This window comes from Pseudomonas sp. LG1E9 (genome assembly GCF_003290225.1).
Lineage (GTDB): Bacteria > Pseudomonadota > Gammaproteobacteria > Pseudomonadales > Pseudomonadaceae > Aquipseudomonas > Aquipseudomonas cyclaminis.
Window position 1 is genome coordinate 3,450,824 of the sequence record NZ_CP029983.1, and the last position, 25,244, is coordinate 3,476,067.

Sequence of the window (25,244 nt, forward strand, 5' to 3'; positions counted from 1 at the left end):
AATTGCACCTGTTAGTTCTGACAGTATCCAGGTGGGCGTTTCGGGTGTTCAATCAGCCTCAAGTTAACGGCATTACGGCATTAAGCGTGTTGGATGTCGGGTCCACAGGAGGGCGGCATGAGCAAGTCAAAACCGATAAAATCAAAGCCCAAAAAATCACTGGCGGGTAAGGTTGCTGGTGGTTCTGAGGCCCTCCTGGCTTTGGATGGCCCCCGGGTGGTTCGCGCGCGGTCAGATGGATTAGTACCTGCGCAGTACTATTTCAACAATCTGGAGTGCGAAATTGTTACTCCATGGACCTTTCTGCCCGCAGCCGGCGAGACTCATTACGTTATAGCCGTATGGGATGACCACGGCGCCACACCCGTCGACGTGCTACCGGCCTTGCCACTGGTTGGCCCACTCACCCCTGGGGACTTCCCTATTTCATTTGAAATTCCCCAGTCTTTCCTGCTGAACAGTGCGATTGTCGATCTCTCTTTTCGAATCCATCTCGACTCGCCAACCTCACCAAATTTCGATACCTCTAACCCAACGCTGCTCAGAATAGACCGCGATGCGCCTGGTGTGGGAGGGCCGCTGGCACCGGCCATTTTCCCGGTTGATCCGATCACTGACGCTTACTTGAACAGCACGCCACTGGTGCCCATGGAAGTTCCTGGGGGTTATCTGGGACGTGAGGTTGGTGATGAAATACTGATGTATTTTTCGGATATGAACACGTTACCGACCGGTGCTCCCTCTGTGGTTTCCCCGCCGCTGATCAGTGCTACTGGGCAAATATTCGTGAATGTCCCCAATACGGTTTTCCAGAACTTCCCGGGTGCTGCTTTTATTTTTTGCTTTTACCGTCTGCGCGATCGCGCCGGTAATCTCAACCCAGAGTTTTCTCTGGTAGCGCAGGCCGCGCTGCAGGTGGGGCTGCCCGCCCCGACTTATATGCGGCCGCGTTTTCCGCAGGCTGAATCCGAACCGATATTGAACCCGCAAAGATTTATGACGTGCGCCTGCACACCCAGAATCTGGTTCGGTGTCGAAATTCGCATTGACCCGAATACAGGCCCGGGCGCGGGTATCCTGCACGGAGACTTGGTCGTGATGCACTTTCAGGGATACCGCCAAGCCCCCGATGTGGATCCACTTCCTGACATCGTCGATACACAAATTCACCTTTGGGACGAGGTCGCAGACGCCTTGGGTTACTCCTTCTGGATTCTCGATGTAGAACGTTTGATCCGTCCGCTCAAGAAGGAGGCGGGAGGGGAGGCCAATTACAGGGTGTACAGGGGGGGGTATTGATTGGCCGGTCTGCCTCCCGGTTCGCACGGTTTGACCGCGTAGTGCCGTCGGCGCCACCCACTCGCTATTGCTGGATTAACGGCAATGCGCCTGAGCCCTGACCCCGGGGCGCACGCGCACAACCCCCTGTGTATTTAGCGCTATCGGGGCGCTGAGGCGGATTTCATTGCAAGCATTTAGTGTTGTGGCTATGCCGCATATGAAGCGGTAGGGAGAGGTATTGCCGGGAAATGAGTTCGTTGGCACTTAAGATCGGAGGTCGAACGCAGCCCGGCGGATGAGTGGTTTTTTTGTAAGAAACCTATATTGAACGAACGTGGAGATCATCAAAAATGAGCAGCAATCCGAATGTTCCACTGGCTCCCCGCGCAGCCCCAGCCGCTCCCACTATCGTGGGTGCACTGGATGATGACTCCGGGACGATTTTGGCTATTAATGCGACGGCCGACCTCACTGTACGATGCAAAACTGGCGACATTTCAGATTACGATGATTTTATCCAAGTCGAAATGGCGGTCAGAACGCTACCGATAACATGGGATAAAGTGACACTGCCGATTCAAATGAGTACGGACCCTGCTTTCCCTATCCCTGACAGGTTCGATGTCACCGTACCCGCTCCAGCAGGTGGTTTCCAGCATGGTTTCTATCAGCTACGTAGCGTTCAATACCTCAACATCAGTGGTGTTCCGGCAGCGATGGGCGAACATTCGGACCCTGGTAATTTTACCGTTGACCTGCTTTCGCCCTATTCCGATGCCTCCTTTCGTGAGCAGCCCGCTGCCGTAGTATGGCCTGCAACGCTTCCCGCAGGTGCAGTGATCGACAATGACTATTTGAATACGAATGGCGGGGTGCAGTTCGGTATTCCCGATAACACCTTCGTACCTGTCCCTGGCAGGTGGGCTGCCGGTGACTTCATTACCTTCTACTGGAGCCCGGTGATGTTCCCGCGCCCAATGGACATCGTCAGTCCCCCCGGTGGGATTCTAATGCTGCCGACAGGCAATACGTATTTCCTGCCGGCAGCAATGATTGATTTAAGCGGGGACTACTACGTGTTCTACACCGTCACAGACCGGGCGGGTAACGTCAGTCGCCCTTCGTTCGTCGAAACTCGGCGCGTTGCGTTGATCGACGATCCGGATCGCGGAACCCCGCATTTACCGCTGGCACCTGTACCCGATCCTGGTGAAACAGACAACTTGATTGATATCAAGGATTACCTGCTTAACCCTGAAGTATGGGTCAGGACGTATAACAATCACGCCCCCTCGCTTGATCGGCTGGAAGTGGATATTGGTGGCCTGGGTTACAACGGTCTGGGAACGCCATTCACAACGTTCCCGCAGATATTCGGTGGTTTGCAGGCTGCATTCCTTGCCGCTTATACCCAGGCCATTGGGCCACAGCCGACGACCGTACAGTATCGAATTTCCCGCAATGGCACTCTTTTCCCTTCGTTCATTCACACGTTCATGCTCGATTTGTCGGTAGGCGGTCCCGTCAACCCTGGGACGCCAGGTTCACCCAACCCCAACCTTAACCAGGCCCACGTATTCGGTGCTGGCTCGACGACTCCGGACGTATTGCTGCCTGCCCATGCTGGTCAACAGGTACGCGTGGACATCGCGCCGTGGACCGTTGCAGTGTTGCCGCATCCGGGGTTGTCGATCATCTTCCTCTGGGAGGATGAGCGGGTCGGACCGTTCCCTGTTAGCGCGACGGCTAATCCGATCTCGTTCTTTATTGACTGGGACGTAGTCGCCCGTCATGGCAACGACATGAAGACCATCAAGTATCTGGTCCTCGACGCGGGGACAACCAACGAAAACGAGTCGCCACCCACCACGGTCGATGTGCAGGGCGCCGTCGTCGTGGAGTTGGCGAAAGCGGAGTATGTGGTTGCGACCCCGGGTCGTTGGTTCTGTTCGGACTTGGAGACTCGGACGTCCGGCACTCCGCCCGTGCTGTTTGGTAAGGTTTATGTGCCAGGCGATACACGCATGGCCCTCGGTGTGCCACTGACATTGACGTTGAGCCTTACCAATACCTTCGCCGGCCTGCCACCTGGGCCGTTCCCGTTGACGCTTACTCACCCGAGCTTGAGCCAATCCGATATCGACAACGGGATCACGTTTGAAATTGACTATCAGCCTTACCTGGCCCAGGCCCCGAGGGGCACATGCGTGGCGACCTATGAAACGGTTCTGAGAAGTGGAGTGACTGGCCATGGTGAGTTGTCGGACATACGGAGCACGCTGGCGAATACCCACTTCTTCTGCGACGGGACCAATATTCCCTCACCTTGATCAAGACTGAAAAGAATAGGGGAGCGCTGCTCCCCTTTTTCGCTTTGTGCAAGTATTTCCCTTTGCCCTGATCGCTGCTGGTTCACTCGCCTTAATAAGATAAGTCCTACATAGTTTGGGATGCTTGATCCGTACTCTCTGCGCCGCACAGGTAAGGCTCCATTCCTTGGGAACGAGCCAAACCGTTTTCATCGGCTCTACCCCCAGAGAGTGAACGACCATGCACGTACCAGCCCAATTCAAGCTCAAGCCCCTGAGCGCGATTATGAAAGTCCCGACCATGACCCTGCTTATGTTTGCAGCGGTTCATGGGGCTGCCCACGCCGATAATTTGAGTGGCGAACAAAAGACCATTGACGCCAGTGAAACGTCCAAAGACTGGCAACTGGATCATAAGTCCGAACTGACCCTTAATGGCGCCTCTGCACAGAGTATCCGGGTCAATGATTCTGCGTTGATCGTGAACGCCGGCAGTCGAGTGAATGATATCCGCGCTACGCAAGGCTCGACTGTCAGCCTCACGGGTGCACATGTGGAGTCGAGCAACCCGTCGTTTGGCGCCGTACGCCTGGATGACAGCAGCGCAACCATCACCGGCAGCACCCTGATCAGCCATACCAATTTTGGCTTGCAGGCGTTCCAGAGTGCCGGTTCGCTTAAGGGTGGGGTTGCTGAAGTGTTCAGCAGTGTCATCAAAGGCGCTACCGCCGGTGCGCTTGCGCAAGGTAACAGCGAGCTGCATTTCAACCAAAATACCTGGGTTGAAGGCACCGGTGCCGACAGTGCCGGCGTTCGACTGGACAGCGGCGCACTCGTAACCGCCAGCCAAAGTACATTGATCGGTGGCAAGAACGGTGTACTCATGACGAACCTGTTGAACAGCGCTGAAACCGGCAAGCTGGTGCTGGACAACTCGCATGTCGAAGGTCGTACGGGTTCCGCGATTCTTGTAGAAGGCAGGCCGGGTCGTGTTCCGACGGTCGACATCGACGTACGCAATGGTTCGACCTTGACCGGTGGTAACGGCACGCTGCTGGAAGTGAACGGTGGCGCGACCGCCAATATGAATATCGATAACAGTCGTTTGAACGGCAATGTCATTGTCGAGGATGGCAGCACCGCGCATTTGAGCCTGCAGAACAATGCCGGCCTTACCGGCCAGTTGAAAAATGTCACCAGCCTGAACGTGGGCGATGCATCTTTTTGGGAGTTGACCGGCGACAGCCAGGTGGGCGCCTTGAACCTGGCTGGTGGTACGGTGAAGTTTGGTGCCACTGATGCGTTTTATCAGTTGGATCTGGACACCCTGGAAGGCAACGGCACCTTTGTCATGGGCACCGATTTTGCCCGTGGTATCACGGACTTTCTTAACATCGAGGGTGAGGCCAAGGGCAATCACAGCCTGTTGCTCGCTGCCAGCGGTGCGGAGCCGGTCAACCCTGAAGACATTCGCATCGTACACACCGGTGGCGGCGACGCCCATTTCTCCCTGGTGGGCGATGTGGTCGACGTAGGTGCCTACTCCTACGGCTTGAAAAAGGAAGGGACCGACTGGTTCCTTGACCCGAACAATCGCGTGATCAGCCCTGGCACGCGTTCGGTACTGGCGCTGTTCAATACTGCACCTACCGTGTGGTACGGCGAGGCAACTTCACTGCGTACCCGTATGGGTGAATTGCGCTTCGAACCGGGCCAGTCGGGTCTGTGGATACGCGGTTATGGCAACAAATACAAAGTGTCTGACAGCACGGGCGTAGGCTACGACCAGACCCAACAGGGCTTTACCCTGGGCGCCGACATGCCGCTGGCCGATAGCCAGTGGTTGGTGGGTGTGATGGCCGGTCACAGCACGTCTGACCTGAGCCTCAAACGCGGTACGTCCGGTAACGTGAAAAGTTACTACCTGGGCGCTTATGCCACCTGGCTGGACGAGGAGAGTGGCCTGTATTTCGATGCGGTCGCCAAGGTCAACCGGTTCCACAACGAGTCCAAGGTCGGTTTGAGCGACGGCACCACGTCGAAAGGCAAGTACAACAACACCGGTGGTGGTTTGTCGGCTGAGTTCGGTCGCAACATCAAGCTCGACGACGGCTTCTTTGTTGAGCCGTATGCCCAGGTGTCGACCGTGGTGATCCAGGGTGCCAATTACAACCTGGACAATGGCCTGCAAGCCAAGGGTGAGCGTACTCGCTCGATCATGGCCAAGGCGGGTGCAACGGTTGGGCGTGATATCCAACTCGACAGTGGCAGCGTGGTCCAGCCCTACCTGCGGGCGGCAATGGTGCACGAGTTTGCCAACAACAATAAGGTGTCGGTGAACAACAATGTATTCAACAACGACCTATCTGGCTCGCGTGCCGAGTTCGGTGCGGGGGTGGCGGTGAAGCTGTCGAAGAACCTGCAACTGCATGCTGACCTTGAACACAGCAGCGGCGGCAAAGTTGAACAGCCTTGGGGTGCCAACGTCGGTGTTCGTTACACCTGGTAAATCCCGATTAGGAAAAAGCCCGTATCGCTAGATACGGGCTTTTTTTTGTTTGCTGGTTCAGGTGTGAATGTCGAAGTTAATGACCAGCGAGTGTATCTCTCCGTTCGGGTCGGTTTCGGTGGTAACAACGGCGGAGCCTTGTACCTTGATAAGCTGCGGGGAGATTTGTTGAATGGACAAGGTGCCGATAGTGCCGCGAACAGCATAGTGTTCGTTCGCTGTCTTGACCGATAGCCAAATTCTGGTGGGGGGGGAGTAATTCTCCGCCAAATTTAACGTCGTGCCCGCCGGCGTGTGATCCGCAAACTCAATGTCGATTGTCCGCACTGTATCGTGGCCCACGGTGTTGCGCCCGGTAATACGCAGAATGCGTTGGGAGGGGTCATTCACAATAGTGATGGTTTGGATGTCGATTTCCTGGCTATCCAGGAACACAGAGAAGGTTCCCTTTGCATTACGTGGCCGGGGGATCAATACGCTCTGTTGGTGGGGAGTCAGCGTTGCAGTTTGTGCTGGCATGATTGCGTCTCCATCTTTGATGAATAGGTCAAAAACACGGAACGGTGCCTGGCGTTATCAACAACTGTCCTCGAAACAGCCACCGTACCTTGGTTTCAATTAGACGCGTTTTCTTGAATAAATCTACTGTCAGATATGACAGCTCAATAGGTCGATTCTTTATTTCTTTTAGGCTTAAGCAAGTGCTCAGCAGGAGGGGGATCGCTTAGCCGAAGAGCCCTGCCGCAATATTGATCGAGAATCCCAGGATCGCTGTATTGAACAGAAAACCGATCAACGATTGCCCCAGCACCACCTTGCGCATGCTGCGGGTGGCCACACCCACATCCGAGGTCTGCACCGCGACGCCGATGGTGAACGAGAAGTACAGGAAGTCCCAATAATTGGGGGTCAGCAACCCTTCGGCAAAACGCAACGCCGGCTCCTTGCCGTCCCAGGTGTAATACAGCCGGGCGTAGTGCACGCTGAAAATCACCCCGATCAGCAACCACGAACCGATCACCGTCAGCCCGGTGAAACCGTAGTGCAGCAGGCGTTCGCCGGTCGCCAGGTCCTTGCTGCCGACCAGTTCAAAGGTGATGGTGGCCAGGCTGGCGATGGCGGCGATGCAGACCATGAACAACACCAGGCCGGCGTTTTCGTCTTCGATCTCGGCAATGCGTTTGACGTCTGGCGCCTTGGCGCGGATGGTCAGCCAGAGCATCAGCACCAGGTAGGTCCAGACCCCGGCGTTCCAGCCGATGAGGATTTTGCTGGCGATTGTTTCGGCGGGTACCAGAATGCCCACGGCAAGGCCGAGCACGGCGGCGCTGGAGAGGCGAGGGTGGGTGCGGGCGAGGAAGGGCATGGGAGCTCACAGCTGACAGTGGGTCAACTGACTGTACCTCATCACGTGGGAGGGGGCTTGCCCCGATAGCAGTAGGTCAGTGAAAGGTATTTCAACTGATACACCGCCATCGGGGGCAAGCCCCCTCCCACATGTTTTAACCCGGGTTACCGGAAGATTTCTTCACCAGCTTCATGACCACCACAAAAAACACCGGCACAAACACCACTGCCAGCGTCGCGGTGATCATCCCGCCAATCACCCCGGTACCAATCGCTTGCTGGCTCGCGGAACTGGCCCCGGTGGCAATCGCCAACGGCACCACGCCGAGGATGAACGCCAGTGAGGTCATGATGATCGGGCGCAACCTGAGCCGCGCGGCTTTCAGGGTCGCGTCGATCAGATCTTCACCTTGGTCATACAAGTCCTTGGCGAATTCGATGATCAGAATCGCGTTCTTCGCCGACAGGCCAATGATGGTAATCAAGCCGACTTTGAAGAACACATCGTTGGGCATGCCACGCAAGGTCACGGCCAAGACTGCGCCGAGCACGCCGAGCGGGACCACCAGCAACACCGAGGTCGGGATCGACCAGCTTTCGTACAGCGCCGCCAGGCACAGGAACACGATCAGCAGCGACAGACCCAGCAGGATCGGCGCCTGAGCGCCGGACAAGCGTTCCTGCAACGACAACCCGGTCCATTCCTGACCCAGGCCCGCCGGCAGTTGACTGACCAGGCGCTGGATTTCTTCCATCGCCTCGCCGGTGCTGTGCCCCGGCGCCGCTTCACCGCTGATGGCAATCGCCGGGTAGCCGTTATAGCGCGTCAACTGCGCCGGGCCCTGGGTCCATTTGGCCTCGACAAAGGCCGACAGCGGCACCATTTTCCCGGCGTTGTTACGTACGTTGATTTTCATCAAGTCCGCCACCTGGCTGCGCTGGTCGCCTTCGGCCTGCACCACCACGCGCTGCATGCGGCCCTGGTTGGGGAAGTCGTTGACGTAGGCAGAGCCAATCGCCGAGGACAGCACATTGCCCACATCCGCAAACGACACGCCCAGGGCGTTGGCTTGCTTGCGGTCCACTTCCAACTGCACTTGCGGCGCTTCTGCCAGGGCGCTTTCACGCACGTTGGCCAGGATCGGGCTTTTTCCGGCGGCCGCCAGCAACTCGGTGCGCGCCGCCATCAACGCGGCATGGCCGACGCCACCACGGTCCTGCAAACGGAACTCAAAACCACTGGACGTGCCCAGGCCATCCACCGGCGGTGGCAGCACGGCGTAGGCAATCGCGTCTTTCAGCTCGCTGAACGCCATGTTGGCGCGGTCGGCGATGGACGCGGCGGAGTCTTCATTGCTGCGTTCGGACCAATCCTTCAAGGTGGTAAACGCCAACGCCGCGTTCTGCCCCGAACCGGAGAAGCTGAAGCCCATGATCATGGTGGTATCGCCCACGCCCGGTTCGCCGGCGTTATGCGCTTCGATCTGCTCTGCCACCTGCACCGTGCGGTTTTTACTCGCGCCCGGTGGCAACTGGATATCGGTGATGGTGTAGCCCTGGTCTTCCACCGGCAGGAACGAGGCGGGCAGGCGCATGAACATCAGCCCCAGGCCCACCAGCAGCACCAGATAGATCAGCAGGTAACGGCCGCTGCGCTTGAGGGCGTAGGCCACCCAACCTTCATAGCGGTCGGTGAGCTGCTCGAAGCGCTTATTGAACCAGCCGAAAAAGCCGCCCTTGGTATGGTGCTCGCCCTTGGCAATCGGCTTGAGTAGGGTGGCGCACAAGGCCGGGGTCAAGGTCAGGGCAAGGAACGCCGAGAACAGGATCGAGGTGGCCATCGACAGCGAGAACTGCTGGTAGATCACCCCCACCGAGCCCGCCATGAACGCCATCGGCAGGAACACCGCCACCAGCACCAGGGTAATCCCGACGATGGCGCCGGTGATCTGGCCCATGGCTTTCTTGGTTGCGTCCTTGGGCGACAGGCCCTCGGTGACCATGATCCGCTCGACGTTCTCTACCACCACAATCGCATCGTCCACCAGGATGCCGATGGCCAGCACCATGCCGAACATGGTCAGCACGTTGATCGAGAAACCCAGCAACAGCATGGTGGCAAACGTGCCCATCAGCGCAATCGGCACCACCAGGGTGGGGATCAGCGTGTAGCGCACGTTCTGCAGGAACAGGAACATCACCGCAAACACCAGCGCCATGGCCTCCAGCAAGGTGTACACCACCTTGGTGATCGAGACTTTGACGAAGGGCGAGGTGTCGTACGGGATCTTGTATTCCACATTGGCCGGGAAGTAGCGCGACAGCTCATCCATCTTCGCCCGCACCAGGGTCGCGGTGTTCAGCGCGTTGGCGCCGGGTGCCAGTTGCACGCTGACGGCGGTGGAGGGCTTGCCGTTCAGGCGCGTGGAGAACTGGTATTCCTGGCTGCCGATTTCCACCCGCGCCACGTCGCCGACGCGCACAGTGGAGCCGTCCGGATTGGCCTTGAGCACGATGTCGGCGAATTCCGCCGGGGTTGAAAGCTGGCCCTTGACCAGGATCGCGGCGGTGATTTCCTGGGTCTTGGTGCCCGGCAGATCACCAATGCTACCGGCGGAAACCTGGGCGTTCTGCGCGCTGATGGCAGCGTTCACGTCAGCCGGCGTCAGGTTGAAGCCGATCAGCTTCTGCGGGTCGATCCAGATGCGCATGGCCCGTTCGGCGCCGTAGAGCTGCGCCTTGCCCACGCCGTCCAGGCGCTTGAGTTCGTTCATCACGTTGCGCGCCAGGTAATCGCTGAGCGCCACGTCATCGAGCTTGCCGTCACTGGAGGTCAGGGTCACCAGCAGCAGGAAGCCGGCGGAGACTTTCTCCACCTGCAAGCCTTGCTGTGTCACCGCCTGGGGCAGCCGGGGTTCCACGGCCTTGAGCCGGTTCTGCACATCGACCTGGGCCATTTCCGGGTCGGAACCGGGCTGGAACGTCGCGGTGATGGTGGCCGAACCAAGGCTGCTCTGGGATTCGAAATACAGCAAGTGATCGGCGCCGTTGAGCTCCTGCTCGATCAGGCTGACCACGCTTTCATCCAGTGTCTGGGCCGAAGCGCCGGGGTACACCGCGTAGATCTCGACTTTCGGCGGCGCGACGTTAGGGTACTGGGCCACCGGCAATTGCGGGATGGCCAGCACGCCGGCCAGCAGGATAAACAGGGCGACCACCCAGGCGAAAATCGGGCGATCAATAAAGAACTGCGGCATGGTCGAATAATCCTTATTGGCCCAAAGCCTGGGCAGGTGTCGTCGGGCTGTCGTCTACCTGGACTTTTTCACCGGGCCGCGCGTGTTGCACACCTTCGACGACGATGCGATCACCGGGTTTGAGGCCGCTGCTGACGATCCAGCGGTCGTCGATCACCGCACCCAGTTCCACCGGTTGCTGGCTGACGGTCTGCTCGGCATCCAACAGCAACACCATCGGGATACCGGCACTGTCGCGGGTGATGGCGCGTTGCGGCACGCTGATGCCTTGCTTATCGACCGCTTGCTCCAGGCGCACCCGCACAAAGCTGCCGGGCAACAGGTCGAGGTCCGGGTTGGGGAACTCGCTGCGCAGGATGATCTGCCCGGTGCCGGGATCGACGCTGATGTCGGAGAACAGCAATTTGCCTGGCAGCGGATAGAGGCTGCCGTCGTCCTGGATCAGCGTGGCCTTGGCCTGGTCCTGGCCGACCTGCTTCAAGCTGCCGGCGCGAAAGGCGCGGCGCAGGTCATTCAACTCGCGGGTCGATTGGGTCAGGTCGGCGTGGATCGGGTCCAGTTGCTGGATGATCGCCAGGGGCGTGGCTTCGTTCTGGCCGACCAGCGCGCCTTCGGTCACCAGGGCGCGGCCGATGCGCCCGGAAATCGGCGCGGTCACAGTGGCGTAGCCCAGGTTCAATTTGGCGCGTTCGACGGCGGCGTTGTTGGCGGCGACTTCGGCGTTGGTCTGGCGCACCGCCGCGCGGGCGTTGTCGTAGTCCTGGCCGCTGATGGCGTTGCCTTCCACCAACTGGCTGTAGCGCTGCTCTTGCAGGCGCGCCTGGAACGCATTGGCTTGCGCCTTGCTCAGGTTGGCCTGGGCGCTGTCGAGATCGGCCTTGAAGGGCGCCGGGTCGATGCGAAACAGCACGTCGCCCTGTTTGACGTCGTGGCCTTCCTTGAACACCCGTTGCATCACCACACCGGCTACCCGCGCACGCACTTCGGCAATCCGCGGCGCGGCGATGCGTCCGCTCAGTTCGCTGGTGATGGACAGGGGCTTGGCTTGCAGGGTTTCGATGCGCACCTTGGCCAGGGGCATTTCTGGCGCCTCGGCGGCGGAGTTGCCACACGCGCCCAGCGCCAGGGTGAGGGCCAACAGGCAAAACGGCGCCAACAGATTCTTCGACATGCTCTTATCCCAATAGTGACTGGCGCATCCTAAGGTCACCTGCGCCGTGGTGCTGTGAAGCTGTGTAGGTGGTGTGTGAAGAAATGTAAGGTACTGCACATCATCCCAATGGGGACGTATATCCTTACAAAATCTCGCAATTCCAAAGATCCCCCACTGTATTCATGGAACACCTTCATGCCCGACATCCTCCTGGTGGAAGACGACGCCGCACTTTCCGAGCTGATTGCCAGCTACCTGGAGCGCAATGGCTATCACGTCAGCGTGCTCAGCCGTGGCGACCTCGTTCGGGAACGCGCCCGCCTCAACCCGCCGGACCTGGTGATCCTTGACCTGATGCTGCCGGGCCTCGATGGCCTGCAAGTGTGCCGCCTGCTGCGTGCCGATTCGGCCGGCCTGCCGATCCTCATGCTCACCGCCCGCGACGACAGCCATGACCAGGTGCTGGGCCTGGAAATGGGTGCCGACGACTACGTGACCAAACCCTGCGAGCCACGTGTGCTGCTGGCTCGCGTGCGTACCTTGTTGCGCCGCAGCAGTTTGTCCGAACCCCAGGTGGCCAACGACCAGATCCTCATGGGCAACCTGTGCATTGATCTGTCGGAACGTACGGTGGTGTGGCGCGAGCAGCCGGTGGAGCTGTCCAGCGGCGAATACAACCTGCTGGTGGTGCTGGCCCGGCATGCCGGTGAAGTGCTCAGCCGCGACCAGATCCTGCAACGCCTGCGCGGCATCGAGTTCAATGGCACCGACCGCTCGGTGGACGTGGCCATCTCCAAGCTGCGCCGCAAGTTCGACGATCACGCCGGCGAGGCGCGCAAGATCAAGACCGTGTGGGGCAAGGGTTATCTGTTCAGCCGTTCCGAGTGGGAATGCTGAGCCATGTTTCGTGTGCTGCTGCGCCTCTACCTGATCACCATCGTCACCTATAGTGCGGCGATGTACCTGATTCCCAAACTGGTGATCCAGCTGTTCGAACACCGTTACCTGGATTACAACGTCGAGCAGTCCCGTGGCCAGCAAACCCTGATCGTCAGGCAGTACCAACGGGCGCCGGTGGAGCGTTGGTCCCAGGTGACCGAGCAACTGGGCCGCGACTTTGCACCGCTCAAAGTGCAACTGCTGCTGCGCCAGGACGCCAGCTACACCCCGCAGGAAGCAGCGCTGCTGGAGCAGGGCAAACCGGTGATTCGCCTGGGGGAGTGGGGCTGGATGGAAGAAATCAGCTCGCCGCTCAACCAGCAGTTCGTGGTCAAGCTGACCGTCCCGCCAGACCCGCTGGACATGAACCTGCTGTACTGGTCGATGAATGTGCTGATCGGTGCGGCGTTGCTCGCGTGCCTGCTGTTCTGGCTGCGCCCGCACTGGCGCGATCTGGAACGCCTGAAAAGCACCGCCGCCCAATTGGGCAAGGGCAACCTGGCCGAGCGCACCCGTATCCCGCCCAGCTCCAACATCGGCAGCCTGGCGGCGGTGTTCGACACCATGGCCGACGACATCGAACACCTGCTCAACCAGCAGCGGGATTTGCTCAACGCCGTCTCCCACGAACTGCGCACGCCGTTGACGCGCCTGGATTTCGGCCTGGCGCTGGCGCTGTCCGAAGACTTGCCCGAGGCCAGCCGCGAGCGCCTGCACGGCCTGGTGGCGCATATCCGTGAGCTGGATGAACTGGTGCTGGAGTTGCTCTCCTACAGCCGCCTGCAAAACCCGGCGCAACTGCCGGAGCGGGTGGACGTAGTGCTTGATGAGTTTATCGACAGCGTGCTGGGCAGCGTCGACGACGAGTTGGAAAACCCCGAGATCGTCATCGACGTGGTGCTCGACTGCGCCGTCGAGCGCTTCAGCCTCGATCCACGCCTGACGGCCCGCGCCTTGCAAAACCTGTTGCGCAACGCCACGCGCTACTGCGACAAACGCATCCAGGTGGGGGTCAAGGTGTGTCCCAAGGGGTGTGAAATCTGGGTGGATGACGATGGTATCGGCATCCCGTTGGACCAGCGCGAGCGCATCTTCGAACCGTTCTACCGCCTCGACCGCAGCCGTGACCGCAGCACCGGCGGCTTCGGCCTGGGCCTGGCCATCAGCCGCCGCGCCCTGGAAGCCCAGGGCGGTACCTTGACGGCCCAGACATCGCCGTTGGGCGGCGCACGGTTTCGCGTGTGGCTGCCGTGCGTCGGTTGATCAGAGCACCTTGACCGCACGGCCGATGGCCTGGATCGGCCCGGTGGGTTTGCCGGTCGGCGAGCCGCGCGGGTCTTCCAGGGTCAGCTCGAACAATTGGTTGGGCGACAGCGGCGGGAGCCGGTCCAGCGGCACCGACAGCGTTTGACCCGGCTTGACCAGCCCCAGTGATACCGGACCTTGCCAGCCATCGCCCTTGGTCCAGAACTGCAGGGCCTTGTCCGCCGGGACCTCCATCACACCCAATGGAATCAGCTGGATGTTCTGGTCATTGCTGGCCTGGATTACCCAACCCGGTGCCTGGCTTTGCGGTGCCACCAGCACCACCACAAAGGCCGGATCCGCGACGGGCGGGCGGGTCAGCAATAACGTCGCCAGCACCACACTCGCCGCCAAGCCGGCAGCGGCCAGGCCACGCCACAACGCCAGCAGGTTCCACCAGGGGACGCGGGCGTCCGGGCTGGCGGTGTGGCGTTCGATACGCCGCCATAACTGTGCTGAAGGCAACACCGGTTCGGCCAACGCAGTCAGTGGCAGCAGGCGCTGTTCCCAGGCATCCACCGCCGCACGCAACTCGGCATCGTGGGGCAGGCGTTGCTCCACCTCGGCCCGTTGTTCGGCGGGCAGGGTGCCCAGCACGTATTCGCTGGCCAATTCGTCCAAGGGGTTGTTCATGCCATGCACTCCCGCAGCGCGGCGAGGCTACGTTTGATCCAGGCTTTGACGGTCCCCAGCGGGGTATCCAGCCTCGATGCGATTTCGCTGTGGGAATAGCCGTCGACATACGCATGCAGGATGCAGGTGCGACGGGCCGGGTCGAGCTGCTCCAGGCAGGTGTGGATCTGCCCGGAACGCGCGGAAAATTCAAACGTGTCAGTGGGCGCTGCGACCTGTTCGTGTTCGTCGCCCAGCGGCACCTCACGGTAATGATTGCGCACCAGATTAAGGGCCAGGTGACGGGTCACGCTGAATACCCAACCCCGCGCCGAACCACGGCTGGGGTCGAAACTGCCAGCGCCGCGCCAGATCCTGATAAACGCGTCATGCACGATATCCTCGGCCAGCGCCCGATCACGCACGATACGCAGGGCTACGCCGAGCAAATGGCTGCTGTCCTGCTCGTACAGTCGGCGCAGGGCGCGTTGGTCGCCACGGGCACAGGCCAGCAGACAGGCTTCGTAATCAAACACGCGCATCCCTCAAATGGCTGAACCCCTGTGGCGAGCGTGCCCGCCACAGGCAGCGTAGCGCAGTTTGCTCAGTTGGCCGCCCAGAAGATGTAGTCGGCCTGGTACTTCACCACTTCCTGCTTGCCCTTGTTGGCGGTTGTGCACTCGCTGCTCGGCGCCACGCCGCCCTTCAGAGCGACACGCTGGATGTAACTCACGCCACTCATCGCGCCTTTGCCTTCGGCCGGGTTGGCCTTGACCAGTTGATACGGCAGGTTGCCCGGGCTCGATGGCGCCACGGCCAGTTGCGTACCGGTGATTTTCGAACCGTCCTTGGCTTGCCAGGTGGCTGGTGGGCCGAAGTAAGTGCCGACTGGCTTGCCGCTGCGATCATTGAGCACGGCCTTGGGGCCGACGAAGGTCCATTCGGTCTGGCCCGCGACGTTGGCTTTATCACGGCACTCGTAGGTGATTTCGCCGACGCCGGTGGTTTCCATCGCCACTTTATGGCCGTCCGGCACCTTGATGCTGTCGGGCAGGCCGGCCTGGGCAAAGGCGGCAGGGCTGGCCACGAGCAAACCGGTGAGGCAGAGCAGGGCTTTAGCGTTCATGGGTGTTTCTCCATTAGATGAAACAGCAGGGTTGCTGCAAGGACTACCCATGGGCCCGCCAACTGGATGCAGGGCTCGGCAAAAAAAACTGCATCAGGCGAAAAAGATCTAAAGTCAGATCATATTGGTATAAGTCGTTATAAGAAAAATCGCTATCCTGCCGCCAGAAATTTATAAGGCCGCGGGTAGCTGTAATGGAAGTGGGTAACTTTGGTTTCGTAATTGCCGGCCTGATCGTGGGTTTTATCGTGGGCATGACCGGTGTCGGCGGGGGCTCGTTGATGACCCCGATCCTGTTGTGGTTCGGCATCAACCCGGCCACGGCCGTGGGTACTGACCTGCTGTACGCCGCCATCACCAAGTCCGGTGGCGTGCTGGTCCACAGCAAGAACAAGAACATCGACTGGACCATCACCGGCTGGCTGACCCTGGGCAGCGTGCCTGCGGTGCTGCTGACCCTGTGGTTCCTCGCCAGCTTGCACACCGACCCGACGGTGATGAACGCGGTGATCAAGCAAGCCCTCGGCGTGGTGCTGCTGCTGACGGCCCTGGCGATCCTGTTCAAGAAAACCCTGTTGGCCTTTGCCCAGCGCCATGCGGGCGACAGCTATCACATGAACCCGCGCAACCTCAACGCGCTGACGGTGCTTACCGGCGCCATCCTCGGCACCATGGTCGCCCTGACCTCCATCGGCGCCGGCGCACTCGGTACCGTGGCGTTGTTTATCCTGTACCCGTTCCTGGCCACACGCCGTCTGGTCGGCACCGAAATCGCCCACGCCGTGCCCCTGACCCTGGTGGCGGGCCTAGGCCATGCGGGCATGGGCAATATGGACTGGCACCTGTTGGGTTTTCTGCTGATGGGCTCACTGCCGGGCATTTATGTGGGCAGCCACATGACCGGCAAGATCCCGGACGGCGTGCTGCGCCCGTGCCTGGCGATCATGTTGATGGCGGTCGGGTACAAACTGGCCTTCTAGGCTATATGCACTCCAAGTGTGGGAGGCCTCAGTGCTTTGCCGGGCCGTTGCCGATCTGCCATACGAACGGCGGCTCGGTTCCATTGATCACCCAGTCCCCCACAATCCGCGCCTTGTAGATCACCGGGTTGTGTGACGACACCGTCCGCGCATTGCGCCAGTGCCGATCAAGGGCCTTGCCCTGGCGCACATCCGACGCCCCCAGCGCATTGAACAGCTCGCTGGTCGCGCGCTGGATCAACTGCGACACCACCACCTGCGCCGTCGCCGATTCAATCTCGGCCGCCACATTGGCTTCGCGCTCCAGCGCATCATCACCGCCAAACCGTGCCACATAGGCCTGTTGTGCCGGTAACGTCGCCCTCAAGGCACTGGCTTGCGCGGCATACACCAGCGCCGCCACTTCGCCGACTACCTGTTGAATCTGTGCGTCCTGGCTCACATGGGGCGCATTGCCATGGCTGTAGATGCGCTTTCGGCTACGCACTTGATGGGCCACGTCGCGCAGGGCCGCACGTCCGATACCGGCCAGGCTGGCCAGCAGCACCAACTGGTAGAACGCGGTCTGGTATTTGAAGCGGGTGGCGAAGTCGATGACGTTGTCGGCCTCGACCTCGGCGTCGGTAAAGCGCGAAGTGCCGCTGCCAGTGGTGCGCTGGCCGAAGCCGTCCCAATCGTCGCTGTGCACCACGCCCGGCTGGCGTGCGCGGGTGGCGGCGATCACGTCGGCGCCGGTGTCGCTGCGCTGGGCGTACACGTCGATCCAGTCAGAGAAGATGCTGCCGGTGCTGTAGAACTTTTCACCGTTGAGTTTCCACTTGTCGCCGTCGGGGCTGACCTGGGTGACCACATCCCCGATGGCCACGTTGCCGATTTCGGTCCAGGCGCAGCCGACGATGTCGCCGTCGACAAACCGCTTGAACCACAGGTCACGGCCGGCGCTCGGCGGCGCATTCAGGCGGTCTTCGGCAAAGGCGAAATGCCCGCGCAGGGCCTGCGGCACGTTGGAGTCGGCTTCGGCCAGTTCGATCAACAGTTCAAACAACTGGGGCAGGGATGCACCGCCGCCGCCGTATTCCACCGGGACGCGCACCGCGCCAAAGCCGGCCTCCTTGAGCCATTGGATCGGCTCATGGGGCAGGGTGCGGCTGAGTTCGCGCTGCACCGCACCGTCGGCAATGCGCTGGAAGATCGGCCGAAAACGCGCGGCCAGGGTGGGGTAATCGACGCCGATGGACAGCGGGTTGATGACGTGATGTTCAGTCATGGGCAAGGCTCCGGGGCAGTGGTCAATGCAGGGGGGATTGCACACTCCGTGCCGGGTGCGTGGCCCAATGTTTACGGGGGATTTGCCTGGGTCACTGTTGCGCCAGCAACAGCAATCCGACAAACCGGCGCAATCCCTGACATTTGCCTGCGCGCCCACCATGGCCTGATTTTTGGCCGCAACCCTGATGGCGTGGGCGTTTGCGTCTGGCTGGCACGCTTGCTGCTCAAGCCCTGTTACATCCCTTTTGCACGAGGTACCGTTCGATGAGTCAGCAAGCCGTGAAATTTGCCTATTGGGTGCCCAACGTCAGCGGTGGGCTGGTGGTCAGCAAGATTGAACAACGCACCGACTGGGGCATCGACTACAACCGCAAACTGGCGCAACTGGCCGAAGCTGCCGGCTTTGAGTATGGCCTGACCCAGATCCGTTTCACCGCCGGCTACGGCGCCGAGAACCAGCATGAATCCGTGGCGTTCAGCCATGCGCTGCTGGCGGCCACCACCACGCTCAAGGTCATCGCGGCGATCCTGCCTGGCCCGTGGCAGCCGGCGCTGGCGGCCAAGCAACTGGCGACCATCGACCAACTCACCAATGGCCGCATCGCGGTGAATATCGTCAGCGGCTGGTTCAAGGGGGAATTCCAGGCCATCGGCGAACACTGGCTGGAGCACGATGAGCGCTATCGCCGCTCCGAAGAATTTATCCGCGCCCTCAAAGGCATCTGGACCCAGGACGACTTCACCTTCAAGGGCGATTTCTATCGCTTCAATAACTACACCCTCAAGCCCAAGCCACTGGGCCAGCCGGAAGTGTTCCAGGGCGGCAGTTCACGGGCGGCGCGGGACATGGCGGCACGAGTCTCCGACTGGTACTTCACCAACGGCAACACCCCGGAAGGGATCAAGGCCCAGGTCGATGACATTCGCGCCAAGGCGGCGGCGAATAACCATTCGGTCAAGGTCGGCGTCAACGCATTTGTGATCGCCCGCGACACCGAAGAAGAAGCCCGCGCTGTGCTCGCCGAGATTATCAACAAGGCGGACCCGGAAGCGGTCAATGCGTTTGGCGATGCGGCCAGGCAGGCGGGCAAGGCTTCACCGGAAGGCGAGGGCAACTGGGCCAAGTCCAGCTTTGAAGACTTGGTGCAGTACAACGACGGCTTCAAGACCAACCTGATCGGCACCCCGCAGCAGATCGCCGAGCGCATCATTGCGCTCAAGGCCGTGGGGGTGGATCTGGTGCTGGCGGGGTTCCTGCACTTCCAGGAAGAAGTGGAGTACTTCGGCAAGCGCGTGTTGCCGCTGGTGCGTGAACTGGAAGCCAAGCAGGGGATCAGGGAAGTGGCCTGAGCCCAGGCCAGGCTCAGGCGCCTGGCTGCAAGGTCAACACCTCGAACCCGTCCGCCGTCACCGCCACGGTGTGTTCCCACTGCGCCGACAGGCTGTTGTCCTTGGTAACCACCGTCCAGCCATCCTTGAGGCTGCGTGTCTTGGCGCCGCCCTGGTTGAGCATCGGCTCGATGGTAAACACCATGCCTTCGCGCAGCTCCAGACCGGTGCCGGGGCGGCCGAAATGCAGGATTTGCGGTTCCTCATGCATCTGCTTGCCGATGCCATGACCACAGTATTCACGCACCACGCTGTAGCCGTTGGCCTGGGCGTGGCTCTGGATCGCGTGGCCAATATCACCCAGGCGGGCGCCGGGCTTGACCTGGCGGATGCCGGCCCACATCGCTTCGAAGGTCATCTCCACCAGGCGCCGGGCCTTGGGGGCAACGGTGCCGATCATGTACATCTTGCTGGAATCGGCGATGTAGCCGCCTTTTTCCAGGGTGATGTCGATATTGATGATGTCGCCGTCCTTGAGGATCTCCTTGGCGCTGGGCATGCCATGGCACACCACCTCGTTGATCGAGGTGTTGATCGAGAACGGGTAATCGTATTGCCCCAGGCTGGCGGGGCGGGCTTTGAGGTCGTTACGGATGAAGGCTTCGACGGCGGCGTCCAGCTCCAGGGTGGAGCGGCCGGCGGCGACAAAACCGTCGAGCATGCTGAACACCTGGGCCAGCAGGCGCCCGGCTTCGCGCATCACGGCCAGTTGGGCGGTGGTCTTGATCATCAGCTGCGCCCCCGGATCAGGTCGGGTTTGTCGAGCAACAATCTGTTAATCAGCTCGTTGTAGGGCAGGCTGGGGTTGAGTTCGGCGAGCAGGCCGATCTTGATCCAGAACTCGGCCTGAGCGTTGATGGAACGGTCCATCGTCGCGCTGGCCAGGCGCAGTTGTTCGTGCAGTTGGTCGGTGATCTTGACGATGCCCATGGGTTTCACTGTTTAAGTTGGATATACAAAGCGTATACGTTTCGTATGTCCGGCGTAAACCCCACGGGCTAAATGGCGCTGGTTCATTGACTTGCACGGCAACGCCCGGTTAATTTCGTGACATGACATTTCAAGCCTTCCGCAGCCAGCCAAGCATTATTACCGCCATTCCTCATTTGGCGGGATAGCACACGGCTGCACCCAAACCCGCCTTAGAGGCGGGTTTTGTTTTTCCGTCTCCAGGGCCATCCAAAAAAAGCCAGGAGACACCGATGAGCGCATCAACCCCAAGGGCTAGCCAAGACACCGCACTGCTTGAGCACTACGTGAAAAAGATCCTCGCCGCGCCCGTCTACGACCTGGCGGTGCGCACGCCGTTGCAGGCGGCGCCGGCGTTATCGGCGTTGCTCGGCAACACGGTGCTGCTCAAGCGCGAAGACTTGCAGCCGACCTTTTCCTTCAAGATCCGCGGTGCCTACAACAAGTTGGTGCAGCTCACCGACGAGCAAAAGGCGCGTGGCGTAGTGACGGCCTCGGCAGGCAATCACGCTCAGGGCGTGGCGCTGGCGGCGCGGGAGCTGGGGATCAAGGCGCGTATCGTCATGCCGTGCAGCACGCCGGAGTTGAAGGTCTTGGGTGTGCGCTCCCGAGGCGCCGAAGCGGTGCTGCACGGCGAGAGTTTCCCGTTCGCCCTGGCCCATGCGCTGCAACTGGCCGAGACCTCGGGCTGTACTTTCGTTTCGCCGTTCGATGACCCGGACGTGATCGCCGGCCAGGGCACCGTGGCCATGGAACTCCTGCGCCAGCAACAGGGCCCGCTGGACGCGATCTTCGTGCCGGTGGGCGGTGGCGGCCTGATCGCCGGCATCGCCGCCTACGTCAAATACCTGCGGCCGGAGGTGCGCATCATCGGGGTCGAGCCGGAAGGCTCCAGCTGCCTGCTGGCCGCCTTGCGCGCCGGTGAACGCGTGGTGCTGCCCAGCGTGGACGGGTTTGCCGACGGCACCGCAGTGGCGCAGATCGGCGCCTACGGGTTTGAAATCTGCCGCGATTGGGTGGACGAGGTCATCACCGTGAGCAACGACCAGCTATGCAGCGCGATCAAGCTGATCTACGACGATACCCGCTCCATCACCGAACCCTCCGGCGCACTGGCGGTGGCGGGCATTCGCAAGTACGTCCTGGAGCATGGCGTGCGTGCCCAGACCCTGGTGGCGGTGAATTCCGGGGCGAATATCAACTTTGATAGTTTGCGACATGTTGCTGAAAGGGTCACAGCGTACGCACACGAACTGCAGGGTTAAACGTTTAATCGTGGCTGTTCGCCGATGATATAAACGCTTCGGGCGAGGCCCGGTTTAAGTTATATAAACTTGTACCGTTCTTATGAGGAATTGTTACTACACGCGCGCATTTTGTTGAGTACGCTGAGTGGATGAAGGCGTCTTCCAAGGCTGGCAAGCGCCTGCATGACACATAACAAAACACTCTGTTGGCAGTCTCAAAAAAGGAGAGGTTAGCCATGCTTTCGGAACTAGAGCTACGCAGCATTATTGAAGGAAGTTTCCTGCCCAAACGGTGCGAATGCACCAAAGCCGAAGATGCTTCGCTGACGATCAAGGTCTACGACGACCGCGACCGTGACCGGGTGGATTTGGAAGTCAAAGGCATCAACGCAGACAAACTCGACAGCAGTCGAGCGATTTGCAACCTGATCACCGGGTTGCGTGAAGATCTCAAACACACCCATGCACCCGCCCTCAAGAGAGCGGGAGGTCGAGCCTATTACTAGGCAGACGCCTGAGAATGAACCACCGAAGACCTATGGGCCTGGACAAATGCCAGGCCCAGTACGGTTTCCGTTGCCACGGCCAGGAAAATCCCCGGCCCGGCATTGCCGCTGAACCACTCACACACGCCCAGCACAGCCAACACCAGGCAACCGATGGCAAAGCCACTGGTCATGGCGCGACGTGTGTCCGAGGGTGGCGCATGGCGGGCGCGGTAAAACATGATGCCGATGGCCAGGAACAGCGCGGCGCTGCGGCGGGCCACCAGGCCGGTGGCGTCGGACGATGTCACGCCCCACATGCCGAGCAGCAGCTCGGGGCGCAGCCCCCAGATAAGCGCGAGGGCGAAGCACAGCAGGGCGGTTGCGGTGGCGAGGGTACGAAAACTCAACGGCATGGCGATTCCTTTCGGCCTGGGGACAAGCCCGCCAGAATACGCCTATCTACGCGGGCTTGCTGTGTGACCGTGCAAGGCTCAATTCTGGAAGCTGCACGCATCGGACAGCTTGCGATAGCCCACATCCTCGATTTTCCCGGCCTTGTCCACGAACTTGATCATGAAACCGGGCGTTCAGCCCAACTGCTGGCGATACGGCAAGTCCGGGCCGGTCTTGGTGCAGGTCAGGGCGGCTGCGCGAATCGCGAAGCCAAGCATGGCGTCGATCTGCGCCCGGGTGAGCTGTTGCAGACCGTCGACCGAATCCAACTGCTGCTCGGTCAGCCAGGCAATCAACGCCGCCTGGAAGGTATCGCCGGCGCCCACGGTGTCGGCCATCACCACCTTGACCGCCGGTTGCGACCACGTGCCATGCTGGCGGCTGAACACCGTGGCGCCGTCGCCGCCACGGGTGAGAAACACCAACTGGCACCGGTGCTGCAACCAGCCTTGCAGCACGCTTTCGGGGGATTGGCCGGGGTACAGCAGGTGCAAGTCTTCGTCGCTGACCTTGATCAGGTCGGCATGTTTGGCCAACTCCGCGACGCGGTCGCGCCATAACTGGATATCCGGTTGCGGGTTGAGGCGCACGTTGGGGTCGAGGCTGATCAGGCGCCGGCCGCTTTCGCGCCGGACCAGGGCCAACAGGGTGTCGCCAATCGGCTGCACCACCAGGGAGAACGAGCCGATATGCAGCCCGCGCACGTCATCACCCAGCACGGGCAGGTGCGCGACTTGCAGCTGCCGGTCGGCGCAGCCTTCGCCGCGAAAACTGTACTGCGGCGAGCCATTGGCGCCCACGGCGACCATTGCCAAGGTCGTCGGCGCGGCGAATTCCACCAGAAATTGCTGACTCACGCCTTCATCCTGGAGCACCTGCACCAAGCGACGACCGAGGAAGTCAGTGGACACGCCGCCGAACAGCCCCGCCTCAATGCCCAGGCGGCGCAAGCCGACGGCGACATTGAACGGCGAACCGCCGGCAATCGACTTGTAGTTGACCTTCGACGCCAGCCCGCTGGCATCCTCTTCGCTGAAGAAATCAAACAGCGCTTCACCACACACCAGATACATAGTCGTTCGCTCTTAAAGGGTTGCCACTAGCTGTTGATAACGCTCGTACGCCTGTTGATAGGCGCGGACATTGGCCACGACCGGCAGCGTACGGCTGGCCGGATCGACGCTCACGCATTTGTCGCACAGGCTGGCCAGGGATTCGCCGGACTGGCTCCACGCCGCCTGGATCGCCGCGCCCAGGGCGGCGGCTTCGCTTTGTTCGGTGCAGATCACTTCGGTGTTCATGATATCGGCGACCATCTGCCGCCATACCGGGCTTTTCGAGCCGCCGCCGATCAGGCGGATACTCTGGCTTTGCAGGCCGGTCTGACGCAGCAGGTCGAGGCCGTAACGCAGGCCGAAGGTGGTGCCTTCGACCACGGCGCGGCACAGGTTGGCGCGGGTCAGGTTGGTCATGGTCAGCCCGTGCAGGCTGCCGGTGGCGTGGGGCAGGGCAGGCACGCGTTCGCCGTTGAGGAACGGCAGCATGCTCACGCCGTCGGCGCCAATCGGTGCTTGCTCGACCAGGGCGTTGAAGGTGTTCAGGTCCAGCTCGAACAGCTCGCGCATCACCCCGGTGGCGTTGGTCAGGTTCATGGTGCAGATCAGCGGCAGCCAGCCGCCGCTGGATGAGCAGAAGGTCGCCACCGAGGCCTGTGGGCTCACGTTGGGCTGGTCCGAAAATGCGTAGACGGTTCCCGATGAACCCAGGCTCATGGTGATCACGCCCGGTGCGATATTACCGGTGCCGATGGCGCCCATCATGTTGTCGCCGCCGCCGCTGGCGACAATCGCATTGGGGTTGATGCCCAGGCGTTCGGCAATGGCCGGCAGAATCGTGCCGACGCTTTGATTGGCTTCAACCAATTGCGGCAGTGCCTTTTCAAGGCGTCCGCTCGGGTCGATGTGCTTGAGCAGCGCCACATCCCACTCGCGACTGCGCACGTTGAAGTAGCCGGTGCCCGAGGCATCGCCGTATTCCGCGACGGCACGGCCGGTCAGCCAGTAATTGAGGTAGTCGTGGGGCAGCAGGACATGGGCGATTTGCTTGAAGATGTCCGGGTGCTGTTCGCGGGTCCAGAGCAGTTTGGACACGGTGTAGCCCGGCGCGATGGCCACGCCCAGGCGCTCCAGCGAGCCGCTTTCGCCGCCCAGGTGCTGCAACAGGCGCTCGTTTTCGGCGGCGGTTTCGGTGTCGCACCACAACTTGGCCGGGCGCAATACCTGGCCCTCGGCATCCAGCAAGACCAGGCCATGTTGCTGGCCGGAAACGCCGATGCCGAGGATGGCCTGGCCGTCCACGCCGGCCTGTTGCAGGGCGCGGTGAGTGGCTTCGGTAAAGGCGTCCAGCCATTCCTGGGTGTGCTGCTCGCGGCGGCCGTTGGCGCCGCTGATCAGCGTGTGCGCGGCGGCGCCGAGGCCCAGCACCTTGCCGCTGGAAGCGTCGAGGACGATGGCCTTGGTGCCCTGGGTGCCGCAGTCGATGCCGAGGAACAGGTTTTGCTGGGTCATGATGATTTGCTCAGCATTATTGTTGGAGTGTGAATGTGGTAGGG

23 protein-coding genes and 1 pseudogene are annotated in these 25,244 nt (G+C 60.9%); 9 read left to right on the plus strand and 15 right to left on the minus strand.

Going from position 1 to position 25,244, the window contains the following annotated elements; all coding sequences use genetic code 11:
- Nucleotides 1–240: 240 nt before the first annotated feature.
- Entirely contained in the window at nucleotides 241–327 is an 87-nt protein-coding gene (locus tag DNK50_RS29540) for a lipoprotein (protein WP_368731580.1), read from the minus strand.
- A gap of 57 nt (nucleotides 328–384) precedes the next feature.
- Here DNK50_RS29540 and DNK50_RS15920 point away from each other — a divergent pair, with 57 nt between their 5' ends.
- The 3 genes from DNK50_RS15920 (at nucleotide 385) to DNK50_RS15930 (ending at nucleotide 6,099) form a co-directional block, all read left to right on the plus strand.
- On the plus strand, nucleotides 385–1,299 hold the full coding sequence (locus DNK50_RS15920) for a hypothetical protein (RefSeq protein WP_371929429.1): 915 nt from the start codon (nucleotides 385–387) through the stop codon (nucleotides 1,297–1,299).
- Between the two features lie 332 nt (nucleotides 1,300–1,631).
- Nucleotides 1,632–3,611: a hypothetical protein gene (locus DNK50_RS15925; RefSeq protein ID WP_112195053.1), complete on the plus strand. Its 1,980-nt coding sequence runs from the start codon at nucleotides 1,632–1,634 to the stop codon at nucleotides 3,609–3,611.
- A gap of 220 nt (nucleotides 3,612–3,831) precedes the next feature.
- Nucleotides 3,832–6,099, plus strand: a complete 2,268-nt coding sequence (locus DNK50_RS15930; protein ID WP_112195055.1) for an autotransporter outer membrane beta-barrel domain-containing protein — start codon at nucleotides 3,832–3,834, stop codon at nucleotides 6,097–6,099.
- Nucleotides 6,100–6,156: 57 nt separating this feature from the next.
- On the opposite strand, the gene DNK50_RS15935 is transcribed toward DNK50_RS15930, so the two are convergent.
- From DNK50_RS15935 to DNK50_RS15950, 4 genes are all read right to left on the minus strand, one after another.
- Nucleotides 6,157–6,618, minus strand: a complete 462-nt coding sequence (locus DNK50_RS15935; protein WP_112195057.1) for a hypothetical protein — start codon at nucleotides 6,616–6,618, stop codon at nucleotides 6,157–6,159.
- Between the two features lie 205 nt (nucleotides 6,619–6,823).
- On the minus strand, nucleotides 6,824–7,465 hold the full coding sequence (locus tag DNK50_RS15940) for a DUF1345 domain-containing protein (RefSeq protein ID WP_099585208.1): 642 nt from the start codon (nucleotides 7,463–7,465) through the stop codon (nucleotides 6,824–6,826).
- 136 nt (nucleotides 7,466–7,601) lie between these two features.
- Nucleotides 7,602–10,703, minus strand: coding sequence for an efflux RND transporter permease subunit (locus DNK50_RS15945; protein ID WP_112195059.1), 3,102 nt, complete (start codon nucleotides 10,701–10,703; stop codon nucleotides 7,602–7,604).
- 13 nt (nucleotides 10,704–10,716) lie between these two features.
- Nucleotides 10,717–11,874, minus strand: coding sequence for an efflux RND transporter periplasmic adaptor subunit (locus tag DNK50_RS15950; RefSeq protein WP_099585206.1), 1,158 nt, complete (start codon nucleotides 11,872–11,874; stop codon nucleotides 10,717–10,719).
- 177 nt (nucleotides 11,875–12,051) lie between these two features.
- Between DNK50_RS15950 and DNK50_RS15955 the strand changes: the two genes are divergently transcribed.
- Together DNK50_RS15955 and DNK50_RS15960 are read left to right on the plus strand one after the other, a co-directional pair.
- Complete coding sequence (locus tag DNK50_RS15955; protein ID WP_099585205.1) at nucleotides 12,052–12,753, plus strand: response regulator transcription factor; 702 nt, start codon at nucleotides 12,052–12,054, stop codon at nucleotides 12,751–12,753.
- Nucleotides 12,754–12,756: 3 nt separating this feature from the next.
- Nucleotides 12,757–14,058, plus strand: a complete 1,302-nt coding sequence (locus tag DNK50_RS15960; RefSeq protein WP_099585204.1) for an ATP-binding protein — start codon at nucleotides 12,757–12,759, stop codon at nucleotides 14,056–14,058.
- On the opposite strand, the gene DNK50_RS15965 is transcribed toward DNK50_RS15960, so the two are convergent.
- From DNK50_RS15965 to DNK50_RS15975, 3 genes are all read right to left on the minus strand, one after another.
- On the minus strand, nucleotides 14,059–14,733 hold the full coding sequence (locus tag DNK50_RS15965) for an anti-sigma factor domain-containing protein (protein ID WP_112195061.1): 675 nt from the start codon (nucleotides 14,731–14,733) through the stop codon (nucleotides 14,059–14,061).
- Nucleotides 14,730–15,248, minus strand: coding sequence for a sigma-70 family RNA polymerase sigma factor (locus DNK50_RS15970; RefSeq protein ID WP_256595279.1), 519 nt, complete (start codon nucleotides 15,246–15,248; stop codon nucleotides 14,730–14,732). The genes DNK50_RS15965 and DNK50_RS15970 overlap by 4 nt, the downstream gene beginning before the upstream one ends.
- Before the next feature lie 68 nt (nucleotides 15,249–15,316).
- Nucleotides 15,317–15,838, minus strand: coding sequence for a DUF3455 domain-containing protein (locus DNK50_RS15975; RefSeq protein ID WP_112195062.1), 522 nt, complete (start codon nucleotides 15,836–15,838; stop codon nucleotides 15,317–15,319).
- A gap of 194 nt (nucleotides 15,839–16,032) precedes the next feature.
- Here DNK50_RS15975 and DNK50_RS15980 point away from each other — a divergent pair, with 194 nt between their 5' ends.
- On the plus strand, nucleotides 16,033–16,818 hold the full coding sequence (locus tag DNK50_RS15980; RefSeq protein WP_112195064.1) for a sulfite exporter TauE/SafE family protein: 786 nt from the start codon (nucleotides 16,033–16,035) through the stop codon (nucleotides 16,816–16,818).
- A 28-nt stretch (nucleotides 16,819–16,846) separates the two neighbouring features.
- On the opposite strand, the gene DNK50_RS15985 is transcribed toward DNK50_RS15980, so the two are convergent.
- On the minus strand, nucleotides 16,847–18,085 hold the full coding sequence (locus DNK50_RS15985) for an acyl-CoA dehydrogenase family protein (protein WP_112195066.1): 1,239 nt from the start codon (nucleotides 18,083–18,085) through the stop codon (nucleotides 16,847–16,849).
- A 266-nt stretch (nucleotides 18,086–18,351) separates the two neighbouring features.
- On the opposite strand from DNK50_RS15985, the gene sfnG reads away from it, so the two are divergent.
- On the plus strand, nucleotides 18,352–19,437 hold the full coding sequence (gene sfnG, locus DNK50_RS15990; protein WP_112195068.1) for a dimethylsulfone monooxygenase SfnG: 1,086 nt from the start codon (nucleotides 18,352–18,354) through the stop codon (nucleotides 19,435–19,437).
- Between the two features lie 13 nt (nucleotides 19,438–19,450).
- Here sfnG and map read toward each other — a convergent pair whose 3' ends face one another.
- Both map and DNK50_RS16000 read right to left on the minus strand, forming a co-directional pair.
- A complete protein-coding gene (gene map / locus DNK50_RS15995; protein ID WP_112195070.1) occupies nucleotides 19,451–20,206 on the minus strand; it encodes a type I methionyl aminopeptidase in 756 nt (251 codons plus the stop codon).
- Complete coding sequence (locus DNK50_RS16000) at nucleotides 20,206–20,406, minus strand: ParD-like family protein (protein ID WP_099585196.1); 201 nt, start codon at nucleotides 20,404–20,406, stop codon at nucleotides 20,206–20,208. The genes map and DNK50_RS16000 overlap by 1 nt, the downstream gene beginning before the upstream one ends.
- 272 nt (nucleotides 20,407–20,678) lie before the next feature.
- Between DNK50_RS16000 and ilvA the strand changes: the two genes are divergently transcribed.
- Complete coding sequence (gene ilvA, locus DNK50_RS16005) at nucleotides 20,679–21,710, plus strand: threonine ammonia-lyase, biosynthetic (protein WP_112195072.1); 1,032 nt, start codon at nucleotides 20,679–20,681, stop codon at nucleotides 21,708–21,710.
- Between the two features lie 218 nt (nucleotides 21,711–21,928).
- The gene (locus DNK50_RS16010) at nucleotides 21,929–22,198 is read left to right on the plus strand and encodes a DUF1652 domain-containing protein (protein WP_112195074.1); all 270 of its coding nucleotides are present in this window, start codon (nucleotides 21,929–21,931) and stop codon (nucleotides 22,196–22,198) included.
- On the opposite strand, the gene DNK50_RS16015 is transcribed toward DNK50_RS16010, so the two are convergent.
- From DNK50_RS16015 to xylB, 4 genes and pseudogenes are all read right to left on the minus strand, one after another.
- Nucleotides 22,195–22,593 (minus strand): hypothetical protein, encoded by a 399-nt coding sequence (locus DNK50_RS16015; RefSeq protein ID WP_112195076.1) that lies wholly within the window; start codon nucleotides 22,591–22,593, stop codon nucleotides 22,195–22,197. The two genes, DNK50_RS16010 and DNK50_RS16015, sit on opposite strands and share 4 nt — an antisense overlap.
- Nucleotides 22,594–22,671: 78 nt before the next feature.
- Nucleotides 22,672–22,752: pseudogene (locus tag DNK50_RS29180) on the minus strand (DUF2790 domain-containing protein); the annotation flags it as partial.
- A 15-nt stretch (nucleotides 22,753–22,767) separates the two neighbouring features.
- Nucleotides 22,768–23,706: a carbohydrate kinase gene (locus tag DNK50_RS16025; RefSeq protein ID WP_112195078.1), complete on the minus strand. Its 939-nt coding sequence runs from the start codon at nucleotides 23,704–23,706 to the stop codon at nucleotides 22,768–22,770.
- 12 nt (nucleotides 23,707–23,718) lie between these two features.
- Complete coding sequence (xylB, locus tag DNK50_RS16030; protein ID WP_112195080.1) at nucleotides 23,719–25,200, minus strand: xylulokinase; 1,482 nt, start codon at nucleotides 25,198–25,200, stop codon at nucleotides 23,719–23,721.
- Nucleotides 25,201–25,244: the final 44 nt, after the last annotated feature.